The sequence below is a fragment of the Methylobacterium sp. UNCCL125 genome (assembly GCF_900116795.1).
In the GTDB taxonomy this organism is placed as follows: Bacteria; Pseudomonadota; Alphaproteobacteria; order Rhizobiales; family Beijerinckiaceae; genus Methylobacterium; species Methylobacterium fujisawaense.
Genome location: NZ_FPBW01000006.1, coordinates 177869 through 191137 on the forward strand (window position 1 = coordinate 177869; position 13269 = coordinate 191137).

Genomic DNA, 13269 nt, shown 5'->3' on the forward strand with positions numbered 1-13269 from the left:
TCGGAACATAGAGCGAACAGCCGTCGGCCGAACGCCTCTTTTTCAGGCAGACACAGCTTTGTCGCCTGTCCGGACAGCGACACGGCCGCCCGACGGCGGCCGGGCGGTTTACGGCGGCGCAGAATCGTCTATGCGCGCGCTCATGCTCTCCGCCGTGACCTATCTGGCCGACCCGGCCGATCCGGACGCGATCGATCGCCTGGCCGACACGCTCAGCGTGCTGGTCTCCGGCGTGGCCGGCGGCCTCATCGGCGACGCGGTGATCGTTTCGGGCAGCGAGAGTGAAGCCGTGGCAGCCGTCGCGGAGGCCACGGGCGCGACGCTCGTGCTGCACCGGAGCGGCAATCCCTACGCCGCGGGCGCTGCCGCAGCCCGCCGGGACTGGATCCTGTGCCTTGAGGCCGGGGACGTTCCGGCCGAGGGCTGGATCCGCACCCTCGACCGCTTCGTCGGGACGGCGCGGCCGGAGACGGCCCTCGGCCGCCTGCACCGTACGGCCGCGGGCTGGCTCGAACGGCTCGTGGGCCGGTTGGAGAGCGTGATGGGCGCCCGGCAGGCCCGGGCCGGGGACGTCGTCCGGCGCGAGGCCCTGCGGAGCGGCGGCCCGTTCGCGGCGCGCCTCAAGGTCCGGCCCTTGATCGCCCGGATCGAACGCGCCTGACCGGCAGAATCTTGCGCCGGCCCTCGTTGTTGTCGGTCAGTCCGCCTCTACAACACTTGAAGCGCGGCAGAAATTTCGCCGACTCTACATCTGTGGAAGCGGGCTGACCCGGCTCGATCTGGAAGGATGGTGCAATGGAATCGTCGGGCCTGATGGGGCGCAAATCGGTCGACGACATCGTCGAGAGCGGCGAGGGCGAGCAGCAGCTCTCGAAGTCGCTCGGCGCCCTCTCGATCACCGCGATGGGCATCGGGGCGATCATCGGCGCCGGCATCTTCGTTCTCACCGGCACGGCGGCGGCCCAGTATGCCGGACCGGGGATCATGCTGTCCTTCGTGCTCGGCGGCATCGCCTGCGCCTTCGTCGGCCTGTGCTACTCCGAGATGGCCGCGCTGATCCCGGTGGCGGGGTCGAGCTACACCTACACCTACGCGACGCTGGGCGAGTTCTTCGCGTGGCTCATCGGCTGGGACCTGATCCTCGAATACGCCATGGGTGCCGCCACCGTGGCGGTGGGCTGGTCGGGCTACGTCATCAGCATCCTGAAGACCGTCGGGATCGTGATCCCGGCCCAGTTCGCGAACGCGCCCGGCACGCCGATCGACGGCGGCGGGACGGCTCTGTTCAACCTGCCGGCGGTGCTGATCGTGGCGCTGATCACGATTTTGCTGATGCGCGGGACCAAGGAATCGGCGCGCTTCAACAACATCATGGTCGCGGTGAAGCTCACCGTGGTGGTGGCCTTCATCGCGCTGGGCTGGGGCCACGTCGACACCGCGAACTGGAGCCCGCTGATCCCCGACAACGACGGCACCTTCGGGCATTTCGGCGCCAGCGGCATCCTGCGCGGCGCCGGCGTGGTGTTCTTCGCCTTCATCGGCTTCGACGCGGTCTCCACCGCCGCCCAGGAGGCGCGCAAGCCCCAGAAGGACATGCCCATCGGCATTCTGGGCTCGCTGGCGGTCTGCACGATCCTGTACGTGCTCGTCGCCGCCGTGCTCACCGGCCTCGTCCCCTACAAGGAGCTGAACGTCCCCGACCCGATCGCCAAGGGCGTCGACGTGATCGGCATCGGCTGGTTCGCCCTCCTGATCAAGCTCGGGGCGCTGACCGGGCTCACGACGGTGATCCTCGTGCTGCTCTACGGCCAGAGCCGGATCTTCTTCACCATGGCCCAGGACGGCCTGCTGCCGAAGATGTTCTCCCACGTCCATCCGACCTATCAGACGCCGTATCGCAGCCAGGCGCTGATCGGGGCCGTGGTCGCCGTGGTGGCGGCCCTGGTGCCGATCCACATCCTCGGGGAGATGGTGAGCATCGGCACGCTCGCCGCCTTCATCCTCGTCTGCGGCTCGGTGCTCTACCTGCGGCGGACCGAGCGCCACATGAAGCGGCCGTTCCGGGCCCCCGCCGTGCCGGTCGTGCCGATCCTCGGCATCCTGTTCTGCCTGCTCCTGATGATCGGCCTGCCCCTCGACACGTGGCTGCGGCTGGTGATCTGGATGGCGATCGGCCTCGTCGTGTACTTCTTCTACGGCCGCAAACACTCGGTCCTACGCCGGAAGGAGGGGAACGCGGCGTAGGTCAGACGGACCGGCCCCTCACGATCCTCCATGACGATCCCGTCATTCCGGGCCGCCGCGGGCGGGCCCGGAATGAGGCTCATCCTCACACCGCGATGCTGGCCCCGCGCCGCAGGTGCTCGTCGAGACGCGGCATGATCTCCACGAAGTTGCAGGGCCGGTGCCGGTAGTCGAGCTGCTGGGCCAGGATCCCGTCCCAGGCGTCCCGGCAGGCGCCCGGTGAGCCCGGCAGCACGAACACGTAGGTCGCGTGCGCGACCCCCGCGGTGGCGCGGGATTGCAGGGTCGAGGTGCCGATCTTGTCGTACGAGATCCGGTGGAACACGGCCGAGAAGCCGTCCATCCGTTTCTCGAACAGCGGCTCCAGCGCCTCGGGGGTGACGTCGCGGCCGGTGAAGCCGGTCCCGCCGGTGGTGATCACCACGTCGACGCCGGGATCGCGCAGCCACGCCTCCACCTGGCCGCGGATCGCCGGGACCTCGTCCGGCACGATCGACCGGGCCGCAAGACGATGCCCCGCCTCGGTGAGGCGCTGCGTCAGGGTGTCCCCCGAGCGGTCGTCCTCCGGGCGGCGCGTGTCGGAGACGGTCAGGACCGCGATGTTCAGGGGGATGAAGCGGCGGGCGTCGGTCTGATCGGCCATCGTGCGGGCTCTCCGGGACGGAAGACCGATATGGGCCGGCCGAAGCCGCTTGTCGCCCCCGGGCGGCCGCGTCCACGTCCCACTTGCGGTGCACGGCAAACTCGGCTGTGCTCTTCCGATCCCGTCGGAGATCGCTCCCCATGCACATGTACGGCAACTGGCGCTCGGCTGCGGCCTTCCGGGTGCGGATCGCCCTGAAGCTGAAGGGCATCGCCTACGAGGAGACCTTCATCGATCTCGACGCGGGCGATCAGCACAAGCCGGAGTTCCGGAGGATCAACCCGCAGGGCGCGGTACCGGCCCTGTTCGACGGCGACGGGCCGCCGCTCACCCAGTCGCTCGCGATCCTCGATTACCTGGAGGAGACGCGGGGCGGCGTGCGCCTCCTGCCGGAGGAGCCCCGGGCGCGGGCCCGGGCCCGCTCGCTGGCACAGGTGGTCGCCTGCGACACCCACCCGCTCTACGTGCCCCGGGTGCGCACCTTCCTGATGGAGCATTACGGTCTGCCCCGGGAGCGGATGCTGGATTTCCTGCGCAACGCCTTCACGACCGGCCTCGTGACCCTGGAGACGCGGCTGTCCACCGAGGCGGGCACGGGACGCTTCTGCCAGGGCGATTCGGTGAGCCATGCCGATCTCTGCCTCGTCAGCCTCTGGGTCGGGACCGGCATCTTCGGCATCGACACGGCGGCCTACCCGACAGTCGCGCGAATCGCCGAGGCCTGCCTCGACCTGCCCGCTGTCGCGGAGGCACACCCGTTGCGTCAGCCGGGTGCCCCGTCGGCGTGATCGCACGCCACGCGTGCGCGTGAATCCGCGCTGGTGACCTGGGGCCGCGACAAGCGGTTGTGGAATTCGGCGGCCCAGGCCGTGTAAGGAGGCCGGCGATTAATCCCGGTCCGGGGAAAGAAAGAGTGTCGATGGCATCCGTCGAGAACGAGTCCGGCCTGCATCGTGTCGTGGTGGTCGGCGGCGGCGCCGCCGGCCTCCAGCTGGTGACGAAGCTCGGCGACAAGCTCGGGCGCGGCAAGCGCGCGCACATCACCCTCGTGGACCGCGCCCGGACGCATATCTGGAAGCCGCTGCTTCACGAGGTGGCGGCCGGCAGCCTCGATGTGGGCCACCACGCGGTGGATTACCTGCATCACGCCCACATGCACGGCTTCCGCTACCGGATCGGGCGCATGACCGGCCTCGACCGCGAGGCGCGCACGGTCCAGCTCGCGGCGAGCCACGACGCGGAAGGGCGCGAGGTCACGCCCGAGCGCGCCGTCCCCTACGACACGCTGGTGATGGCGGTGGGCTCCACCACGAACGATTTCGGCACGACGGGCGTCGCCGAGCATGCCATCGCCCTCGACACCCAGGAGCAGGCGGTGCGCTTCCACCAGCGCCTCGTGAACGCCTCGCTGCGGGCCCACACCCAGGTCGGCCCGGTCCGGCCCGGCCAGCTCCACGTCACGGTGATCGGCGCGGGCGCCACCGGAACCGAACTCGCCGCCGAGTTGCACCGGACGCTGCGCCACGTCGTCTCCACCGGGCTCGACAAGATCGACCCGGGCAAGGACATCCGCATCACCCTGGTGGAGGCCGCGGACCGGATCCTGCCGGCGGTGCCGCAGCGCCTCTCGGCCGAGGTGATGCAGCTCCTCAACAAGATCGGCGTCGACGTGCGCGTGAAGGCCCGGGTGACCGAGGTGCGCGCCGACGGCGTCCAACTCGCCGACGGGACCTTCATCCCGTCCGAGCTGGTCGTGTGGGCGGCGGGGGTGAAGGCGCCGCCGTTCCTGCAGGGCATCGGCGGCCTGGAGACCACGCGGACCAACCAACTGGTGGTGACCCCGACGCTGCAGACGACCCGCGACCCGGATATCTTCGCCATCGGCGACTGCGCCTATCTGGTGGAGGCCGGCTCCGACACGCCGGTGCCGCCCCGCGCCCAGGCGGCCCACCAGCAGGCGAGCCACCTCATCAGCCAGATCCCGGCCAAGATCGCCGGGAAGCCGCTGAAGCCGTTCCGGTACAAGGATTTCGGCTCGCTGGTCTCGCTCGGCGAGTATTCGACCGTGGGCAGCCTGATGGGGTTCGTCCGCGGCAAGAACATGCTCATCGCCGGCCTGTTCGCCCGCATGATGTACCGCTCGCTCTACAAGATGCACGAGCGGGCGCTCCACGGCACGGCCAAGACGGTCCTCGACACCCTGGCGCGCGCGCTGACCCGGCGCACCGAGCCGCGGGTGAAGCTGCACTGACCGTCGCCCCACGAACCGAGGACGGGCGCCCGGGCGGACCGGGCGTGACACAGAAGGGAAGCCCCATGATCCTGGTAAGCGTGATGTATCCGGCCGGCCCGAGCTTCGACATGGGCTACTATCTCGGCCATCACATGCCGCTGGTGCGCGAGCGCTGGTCGTCCCTCGGCCTGCACGAGGCCAAGGTGGTCAAGGGCGCCGGCACGCCGGACGGCGGCACCGCCCCGTTCCAGGTGATGGCGCTGCTGACCTTCGCGTCGGTCGACGCCTTCCAGAAAGCCGTCGCCGCCCATGGCGAGGAGATCTTCGCGGACATTCCGAACTTCACGTCGGCGCAGGCCCAGGTTCAGATCAACGACTTCGCGGAAAGCCCGTGATCGACATCGTCAAGGCTGTTCAGGAGGCCGATCCGAGCCTCGGCACCTACGTGGTCGTGCTGCGCACCGACGCCCGGGCCCTCGACGGCCCGGAACGCTTCACGCCGGACGCGCAGGCCTGGATCGCCGACAAGGCGCCCAGCGGCCGGCTGGCGCGGGTGCGGATCCTGCTCGCGCCCTATCCGGGCGCGGAACCGGCGGAGCGGGAGGTCACCGTGGCGGCCTTCACCGACGCCCGGGAGCTCGCCGCCTTCGCGACGACCTGGACCGGCGACCCGCTGCCCGAGACCGACGAGGCATAGGTCCCAACCGCGCGGGGCGGCCCCTGTCGGGGCGCCGGCCCGCGCCTCAGCCGCGTCGCATCAGGCCGCGCGCAGCTGCCGGATGGCGCGCAGCGCCGTCGCCCGCTGGATTTCCAGGCGCCGGATCAGCGGCATCAGGTCGGCCCCCGCATGGGCGGCGGCCTCGACCTCGCGGCACAGGCTCGACAGGCCGACGAAGCCCAGGAGCCCCGCCGCCGCCACCAGGGCGTGCGCGTCGTGAGCGATCTGAAGACGGTCGGTCTCGCTCGGCCGGAACCGCTCGGACAGCTCGTTGGCCAGGAGATCGAGCAGCGCCCCCACCCGGTCGGAGCCGAAGCTCGCCGTCATTTCGGTGAGAACCGCGGCATCGAGGACGGCGGAATCGATGTCGGGTACGGTGCGCGGCTCCTCGGCCCGCGCCGGGCGGCGCGCGCCCGGGGCCGTCCAGCGGCTGATCGTGGCGAAGAGATCGGCCCGCCGGAACGGCTTGCCGACATAATCGTCCATCCCGGCCTCGCGCAGTTCCTCGATCTGCGACGGCAGGACGTTCGCCGTCATGGCCACGATCGGGATGTCGCAGGCGGGCGGCGCCAGGGCGCGGATGCGCCGGGTCGCCGTGAGCCCGTCGACCCGGGGCATCTGGACGTCCATGAGCACGAGATCGTAGGCGCGCCCCGCCGCGACGGACGATCCGACCGCCGTGATCGCCTCGGCCCCGTCCCCGGCGACATCCACCGTGTAGCCCTGGGATTCGAGCACCGCGCAGGCCAGTTCCTGGTTGAGCGGGACGTCCTCGACCAGGAGCAGCCGGATCGGGGAGGCCGGCACGGCGCCGGCCGCCGGGGCGGCCACGGACTGCGACCGCAGCAGCGCCGGATCCGCCTCGATCCGGTCCTCCGCCGCGTCGGCGCCCTGCTCGCCCCGCGGCAGCACCAGGCGGAACCAGAAGGTCGAGCCCTCCCCCTCGCGGCTCACGACGCCGATCTCGCCGCCCATCAGGGTCACGAGGTGCCGGGAGATCGCGAGACCGAGGCCGGTGCCGCCGAACCGCCGGCTGATGGAGCCGTCGACCTGACTGAACCGCTTGAACAGCCTGTCCTGCTGCGCCGGCGCGATGCCGATGCCGGTATCGATCACGGAAAACCGCACCGCGTCGCCGGGGCGACCGTCGGCGGCGCGATCATCGCCTTCCCGCTCCACGGTCACCGTGACGGAACCCTCGGGCGTGAACTTCACGGCGTTGTTCAGGAGGTTGAGCAGCACCTGACGCAAGCGTCCCGCGTCACCGATCACGAAGGTCGGAAGGGCCGGGTCGATCCGGGCCTCGATGGCGAGGCCGCTGCGCAGCGCACTGCCGCGCACGATCGAGACCGTCCCGTCCACGATCGAGACCAGCGGGAAGGGGACCGGATCGAGGGTCAGCTCGCCCGCCTCGATCTTCGAGAAGTCGAGGATGTCGTTGACGACCGTGAGCAAGGCCGCTCCGGAACTCTGGATCAGCTCCAGGCGCCGCCGGTCCTCGCTCTGGATCGCATCGCCGTCGAGGAGCAGCTCGGCATAGCCGAGGATGCCGTTGAGCGGCGTGCGGATCTCGTGGCTCATCGCGGCGAGGAACTCGCTCTTGGCCGCGCTCGCGCGCTCCGCCTCGGTGCGGGCCGCCTCGACCGCCTTGCGCTCGGTGATGTCGAGATGGAGGCCGACCATGCTCTGAGGGTGCCCCTCGGCGCCGCAGAGCGTCCGCCCGCGCGCGTAGAGCCAACGCCCGCCGGCCCGGAATTCGGCCGCATAGGAGGTCCCGGACTCGACCGCCCGTCGGATCTCGATCCAGACATCGGCGACGTCGTCGGGATGAATCAACGCGGTCCATTCGGACGCCGACAGCGTGTGCGCAGCGCCGTTATCCCGCAGACCGTGCATCCGGGCGCTTTCCGGGCTCAGCGTGACGAGCCCCGTGCGCATGTCCCAGTCCCAGGTGCCGGCCTCGGCCGCGTCCAGGGCGATGCCCAGCAGGCCGCGGGCCTCCTCGACGGCGAGCCGCGCCGTGATGATGTCGTCGACATCGAGTGCGGTCCCGAGCCACTCCGCCACAGCGCCGTCCGCCGGATCGAGGCGGATCGGAATCAGCGAGATCTTGTGCCACCGGTAGAGGCCGTCGTGGCGGCGGATCCGCCACTGGCCGCTATAGCCCGTCCCGGTCTCGACCGCCCGGGTCCAGGCCGCCTCCATGGCGGGCGCATCCTCCGGGTGGTTCCGGATCAGGCGCTCCGCGCGCTCGGGCCCGATCGGCCCGTAATAGGACTGGAACTGGGCGTTGGCGTAAGTGGACTGTCCGTCCCCGACCCGCATGGTCCAGACCAGCAGCGGCAGCGCTTCGGCGAGGCCGCGATAGCGCAGCTCGCTCCGGCGCACCTCGTCTTCGGCGCGCCGGCGCTCGGTCACGTCGATGAGAACGCCGACGAGGCCGGCATTGGGGTCCTCCCCCCGGCACATGCCGCGGACGACCACGTCGCGGAGCTCGCCGTCCGGACGGATCAGCCGCGCCTCGAAATCGAATCGCGTTCTGCGGGCGACCGCGTCGGCGACGATCGCCTCGAGCCGGGCGCGGTCGTCGGGATGGTAGATCTGCGAGAAGGCGTCGAGACGCGGCGGCGGTGTCGCGGGGTCGCGACCGGCGATGGCGTAGAGGCTGGCCGACCAGACCGGCTGACCGTCCGAGAGGTCCACGCGCCAGTTTCCGACGCTGGCGAGTTGCTCGGCCATCAGGAGCTGGTGGTTCGCCGCCTCCTGAGTGCGGGACCGGGCATGGATCTCGCGATGCTGCTCGCGGATCACCGCCTCGCGGATCGCGGCCTGCGCGATCTCGCGTTCGCGCTTGGCATTGGCCTCCGTCAGCCTCAGATGGGCCACGACGATCGCGGCGAGGTCGCGGAAGGCGGCGGCGTCCGCCGGCGAGAGACCGGCTCGGGGTTCCGGGTCGGCGAGGCAGAAGGTGCCGATCCGCAGGCCGGGCTCGAGGCTCAGCGGGATACCGGCATAGAACCGGATCCCGTCCGGCGCAGCGACGGCGGGCAGGTCACGGAAGCGCACGTCGAGCCGGGTGTCGGGTACGACGAGCAGGGCATCGCTGCGAATCGTGTGCTGGCACAGGCTCTGATCCCGCCGCATCGTGGTCGGCAAGGCCTGGCAGGGCGTCTTGAGCCACTGATGCGTGTCACCGAGGAAGGCCACGAACGCGTGGCGCACGCCGAACAGACGGCAGGCTGTCCGGCAGACGGCCTCGAAATGCGGCTCGGGCGGCGTGCCCACGATCCCGAGGGCCTCAAGGGCGGCGAGCCGATCGCCCTCGTTGTCCGGCTGTGTGTTCACGTACCGTCTCCGGGTGCGGATTGGCAGCTCGGCCGGAGCCGAGCGATGCCGCGCCTAGCGCCGCGTTTCAAGCGCACCCGCCTGCGGCGCGCCCGCGCGCAGCCGCGCCGCCTCCAGCGCCCAGACCATGCCCAGCATCATGTAGACGTGGCGCCACTTCTCGATATCGATCTGGACCGCCTGCAGGAAGAACATCAGCAGCGCCGGCCAGACGATCTGCGCGTGCGCCCGGACGGGCGACGGCCGTGCCAGGAGCCGGAACCCGACGATGCCGGTGATCACCACGAGGCCGATGAACACCGTGCCCCCGAGCCAGCCCCCGTTGGCGAAGGAGCCGATATACGAATTGTGCGGTTCGAGCCCGAAGATCAGCCGCCAGTGCATCGGCCCCATGCCGAACGGCCGCTCCAGCAGCATCGCGAAGCCGCGGATCTGGTTGCCGAAGCGGCCGGTCTCGCCCTGGTCGTAGTCCTGGGTCAGGGCCGCGCGGGTTTCGAACATCTTGTGGACGTGGTCGACCGAGAGCAGCCCGATCACCGCGACGGTGCCGAGGACGACCGTGGCGAGGGTCAGGAGCACGATGCGGCGGCGCAGGCGCGGGGCGGTGCTGCCGGCATAGACCGATCCCACCATCAGGAGCACCGCGACGACGCTCCCGCCCCAGGAGCCCCGCGAGAACGACAGGAAGATGCCGGCGACGATGATCAGCAGGCCGACGAGCGAGACCAGCGGTCGCCGGGTCGAGCCGGTGAGCAGGCCGTGCATCAGGTAGAGGGCGCCGAGCGTCAGGAAGGAGCCGAACACGTTCGGGTCCTGGAAGGTGCCCGAGGCCCGGTCGTATTTGTAGAACAGGTCCTCGATCCCGAGCCACTGGAGATAGCCGACGATGCCGAGCACCGCCGAGAACACGCAGCTCGCCGTGTAGGCCTTGAGCGCCAGCTCCATCCGGGCGTGGGTGTCGTCCGCGAAGAACATCGCGAAGAAGATGCAGGTGATCGCGAGGTAGATCAGCTGCACCGTCCAGGTGACCGGGAACTCCTCGTTCAGGTAGGGCAGCAGCGCGGAGACGATGGCCGCGAGGTAGAGCAGGAGGAGTGCGACCAGCGGCACCGCCCCGCGGTGCAGCCGCACGCCGAGGCAGAGCCAGAGCAGGATCGTGGGGATCGCCACCGCGTCGTACGGGGAGGTCTCCGAGAAGGCGAAGCAGGCGAAGAAGATGAACGCCGCAAACAGCGCCTTGGCCAGCCCCTCGACGGCCACGATGAGCGGGAGTCCGCCCGCGATCCCGGACGGGACCGGGCCTGCAGGCGCTGCGGTGTGGGCCATGGCTACGCGGGCTCCACGGGCCGGTTACGCTGGCCCGCTCGTGCCGTGATGCCATCCAATCGTTGAGAATCGCCTTCGGGCGGCGCTCAGGGCCCGGCCGCCCCCGTGGGAGGCGGCCGGTCGGCTCACGCGCGGCAGGCCTCGAAGCCCTCCGTGATCGCCGCCGGATCGAGGTTGCGCCCGATGAACACCACCCGCGAGACCCGCTTTTCGTCCTTCCCCCAGTCGCCCTGCACGTCGCCGTCGAGGATCATGTGCACGCCCTGGAAGACGAAGCGCTTCGGCTCGTTCGGGAAGGCCACGATCCCCTTGCACCGGAGGATGTCCGGACCCTGCGACTGGGTCAGGTTCGAGATCCACGGCATGAACTTGTCGGGATCGACCTCACCCTCGATCTTGGCCGAGACCGAGCGGATGTCGGAATCGTGATGGTGGTGGTGTCCCGCCTCCAGGAAGTCGGGTTCGACGTCGAGGATGCGGTCGAGGTCGAAGGCGTTGCGCTCCAGCACGGCCTCGAGGGGCACCGCGCAGTTCTGCGTGCGGTGGAGCTTGGCCAGGGGGTTGATCGTGCGGATCTCGGCCTCGACCCGGTCGAGGTCGGCCGGGGAGACGAGATCGCTCTTGTTGAGCAGGATCACGTCCGCGAAGGCGATCTGGTTCTTCGCCTCGGGCGCGTCCTTCAGGCGGTCGGACAACCATTTGGCGTCGGCCACCGTCACCACCGCGTCGAGGCGGGCGGCCTCGCCCACGTCCTGGTCGACGAAGAAGGTCTGCGCCACAGGGGCCGGATCGGCGAGGCCGGTGGTCTCGACGATGATCGCGTCGAACTTGCCTCGGCGCTTGACCAGCCCATCCATGATCCGGATCAGGTCGCCGCGCACCGTGCAGCAGACGCAGCCGTTGTTCATCTCGAACACTTCCTCGTCCGCGCCGACGACGAGGTCGTTGTCGATGCCGATCTCGCCGAACTCGTTGACGATCACGGCGTAGCGCTTACCGTGATTCTCGGTGAGGATCCGGTTGAGGAGCGTGGTCTTGCCAGCGCCGAGATAGCCGGTGAGCACGGTGACCGGGATCTTGCCGGCGGCTGAGCCGGATGCGGCCGGGGCGGGAGCGTTGCTCGTTTCGGACATGACGGGTTCTTCGGTGACGGAATCGGGATCGGGCGGGTCAGGCCCCGCGAGCGTTGTCATATTGTAACAAATCCCGTCAAAGGAAGACGGGGCCACACGGTTTCGCGACTGGGGCGCCAGATCGATTGCCTGTCTGACAAGCTTTGCTCTAGGCACGCGTTGCTGCCGGGAACCATCCCGCGCAGCGCCATAGAAAAGCACCAGCGATCGCATTGATCTTGGCGTCGTCCTGGCACGAATCGTACCCTCGTCAATCAGCCCGGTCCCTCGCCCGGACCTAGAAGATCATCCGCATGGACGCCCGAAATCCGCTGGACCAGGACGAGGCCGTCACCGTGCCCCCGCGCAACCGTCGGTGGTCCGGCCTCCTGGTCGTCGCCGTCCTGCTCGCGGCCGCTGCGGGCCTGGCCTTCGCGTTCTCCGACCGGACCCGCGAGACGGCCTCGAACCTCGTCGCCGCGCTGACGGGGCTGTTCGCACCAGCCAACCCTGACCCGGGCATCGATGTGGAGAAGGCCGGCCCGGTGGAACGGGTGTTCCGGCCCTCCAAGGAGCAGCGCGCCGCCTTCGAGATCCTGCCGGTCGCCAACCTGGTGTTCCGGCCCGAGGGCACCGCCGAGGGACGGATCGCCCTCAACGAGGACGACAACGTCCCGGTCGTCTCGCCCTATGCCGGCCGCGTGACGAAGGTCCTGGCCCGCGCCGGCGACGACGTGAAGGCCGGCGACGTTCTGCTGACGCTCGAGGCCACCGACATGGTCCAGGCGCAGAACGACTATCAGGCGGCCGTGAACAACCTCCAGAAGCAGCAGGCGCTTCTGAAGCTCGATCAGACCATCGCGCAGCGGCAGCAGGAGCTGTTCCAGGCCCACGCGACGGCCCTGAAGGACTACCAATCGGCCCAGAACGACGTCATCGCCGCCCAGAGCGACCTGAAGACCGCCGAGGGCGCCCTCGACGCGGTGAAGAACCGTCTCCGGATGCTGGGCAAGACCGACGCCGAGATGGCCGCCTTCGAGAAGAAGGGCACGATGAGCGCCGAGACGCAGATCCGGGCACCGATCGCCGGCACGATCGTCCAGCGCAAGGTCGGCACCGGCCAGTACCTCTCTGCCTCCAGCGACCCGGTCTTCGTGATCGGCGACCTGTCGACGGTGTGGCTCGTCGCCAACGTCCGCGAGAGCGAGATCCCGAAGATCCGCATCGGCCAAGAGGTCGAGGCGAAGGTGGCGGGCTTCGGCGCCCGGGTGTTCAAGGCCCGGGTGAACTACATGGCCTCCAGCCTCGACCCGGCGACGCGGCGGCTGGCCGTGCGCAGCGAGGTCGACAACCCGGACCGGGTGCTGCGCCCGGAGATGTTTGCCACCTACACGATCATCACCGGCAAGGGCGAGCCGAGCCCGAGCGTGCCGGTGGCCGCCATCGTGTACGAGGGCGACCGCACCCATGTCTGGGTGGCGCGGCCCGACGGAGCCGTGGAGGCGCGCGACGTCAAGCTCGGCCTGATCAACGGCGACAATGCCCAGGTCGTCCAGGGCCTGCGCGCGGGCGAGCAGGTGGTCACCCGGGGGGCCCTGTTCATCGATCGGGCGGCCACCGGCGACAAGGCGTCCTGAGCGGGGATCCG

The 13269-nt window shown here is 69.9% G+C and carries 11 protein-coding genes; 7 read left to right on the plus strand and 4 right to left on the minus strand.

Going from position 1 to position 13269, the window contains the following annotated elements; translation table 11 throughout:
- Positions 1-130: 130 nt before the first annotated feature.
- Both BM396_RS07685 and BM396_RS07690 read left to right on the plus strand, forming a co-directional pair.
- Positions 131-661 carry a hypothetical protein gene (locus BM396_RS07685; RefSeq protein WP_081948715.1) on the plus strand — a complete coding sequence of 177 codons (531 nt, stop codon included), beginning with the start codon at positions 131-133 and terminating at the stop codon, positions 659-661.
- Positions 662-795: 134 nt separating this feature from the next.
- Positions 796-2244, plus strand: coding sequence for an amino acid permease (locus BM396_RS07690; RefSeq protein ID WP_043385144.1), 1449 nt, complete (start codon positions 796-798; stop codon positions 2242-2244).
- Positions 2245-2329: 85 nt separating this feature from the next.
- On the opposite strand, the gene moaB is transcribed toward BM396_RS07690, so the two are convergent.
- Positions 2330-2887 carry a molybdenum cofactor biosynthesis protein B gene (moaB, locus tag BM396_RS07695; RefSeq protein WP_043355725.1) on the minus strand — a complete coding sequence of 186 codons (558 nt, stop codon included), beginning with the start codon at positions 2885-2887 and terminating at the stop codon, positions 2330-2332.
- Positions 2888-3027: 140 nt separating this feature from the next.
- On the opposite strand from moaB, the gene maiA reads away from it, so the two are divergent.
- From maiA to BM396_RS07715, 4 genes are all read left to right on the plus strand, one after another.
- The gene (maiA, locus tag BM396_RS07700; protein WP_043385141.1) at positions 3028-3675 is read left to right on the plus strand and encodes a maleylacetoacetate isomerase; all 648 of its coding nucleotides are present in this window, start codon (positions 3028-3030) and stop codon (positions 3673-3675) included.
- 131 nt (positions 3676-3806) lie between these two features.
- A complete protein-coding gene (locus tag BM396_RS07705; protein ID WP_043355729.1) occupies positions 3807-5138 on the plus strand; it encodes an NAD(P)/FAD-dependent oxidoreductase in 1332 nt (443 codons plus the stop codon).
- 65 nt (positions 5139-5203) lie between these two features.
- On the plus strand, positions 5204-5515 hold the full coding sequence (locus BM396_RS07710; RefSeq protein WP_043355731.1) for an EthD family reductase: 312 nt from the start codon (positions 5204-5206) through the stop codon (positions 5513-5515).
- A complete protein-coding gene (locus tag BM396_RS07715) occupies positions 5512-5817 on the plus strand; it encodes a hypothetical protein (protein ID WP_043355733.1) in 306 nt (101 codons plus the stop codon). The genes BM396_RS07710 and BM396_RS07715 overlap by 4 nt, the downstream gene beginning before the upstream one ends.
- A 60-nt stretch (positions 5818-5877) precedes the next feature.
- On the opposite strand, the gene BM396_RS07720 is transcribed toward BM396_RS07715, so the two are convergent.
- From BM396_RS07720 to BM396_RS07730, 3 genes are all read right to left on the minus strand, one after another.
- Positions 5878-9183, minus strand: coding sequence for a GAF domain-containing hybrid sensor histidine kinase/response regulator (locus tag BM396_RS07720; RefSeq protein ID WP_043385138.1), 3306 nt, complete (start codon positions 9181-9183; stop codon positions 5878-5880).
- Positions 9184-9237: 54 nt separating this feature from the next.
- Positions 9238-10509, minus strand: coding sequence for an O-antigen ligase family protein (locus tag BM396_RS07725; protein ID WP_043355737.1), 1272 nt, complete (start codon positions 10507-10509; stop codon positions 9238-9240).
- 125 nt (positions 10510-10634) lie between these two features.
- Complete coding sequence (locus BM396_RS07730; protein ID WP_043385135.1) at positions 10635-11642, minus strand: CobW family GTP-binding protein; 1008 nt, start codon at positions 11640-11642, stop codon at positions 10635-10637.
- A gap of 293 nt (positions 11643-11935) precedes the next feature.
- Between BM396_RS07730 and BM396_RS07735 the strand changes: the two genes are divergently transcribed.
- On the plus strand, positions 11936-13258 hold the full coding sequence (locus BM396_RS07735) for an efflux RND transporter periplasmic adaptor subunit (RefSeq protein ID WP_043385132.1): 1323 nt from the start codon (positions 11936-11938) through the stop codon (positions 13256-13258).
- Positions 13259-13269 lie beyond the last annotated feature (11 nt).

Bases quoted from the DNA above. Each gene is read 5' to 3' on its own strand.
- BM396_RS07685 (WP_081948715.1), top strand. From the start codon at position 131: ATGCGCGCGCTCATGCTCTCCGCCGTGACCTATCTGGCCGACCCGGCC.
- BM396_RS07690 (WP_043385144.1), top strand. From the start codon at position 796: ATGGAATCGTCGGGCCTGATGGGGCGCAAATCGGTCGACGACATCGTC.
- moaB (WP_043355725.1), bottom strand. From the start codon at position 2,887: ATGGCCGATCAGACCGACGCCCGCCGCTTCATCCCCCTGAACATCGCG.
- maiA (WP_043385141.1), top strand. From the start codon at position 3,028: ATGCACATGTACGGCAACTGGCGCTCGGCTGCGGCCTTCCGGGTGCGG.
- BM396_RS07705 (WP_043355729.1), top strand. From the start codon at position 3,807: ATGGCATCCGTCGAGAACGAGTCCGGCCTGCATCGTGTCGTGGTGGTC.
- BM396_RS07710 (WP_043355731.1), top strand. From the start codon at position 5,204: ATGATCCTGGTAAGCGTGATGTATCCGGCCGGCCCGAGCTTCGACATG.
- BM396_RS07725 (WP_043355737.1), bottom strand. From the start codon at position 10,509: ATGGCCCACACCGCAGCGCCTGCAGGCCCGGTCCCGTCCGGGATCGCG.
- BM396_RS07730 (WP_043385135.1), bottom strand. From the start codon at position 11,642: ATGTCCGAAACGAGCAACGCTCCCGCCCCGGCCGCATCCGGCTCAGCC.
- BM396_RS07735 (WP_043385132.1), top strand. From the start codon at position 11,936: ATGGACGCCCGAAATCCGCTGGACCAGGACGAGGCCGTCACCGTGCCC.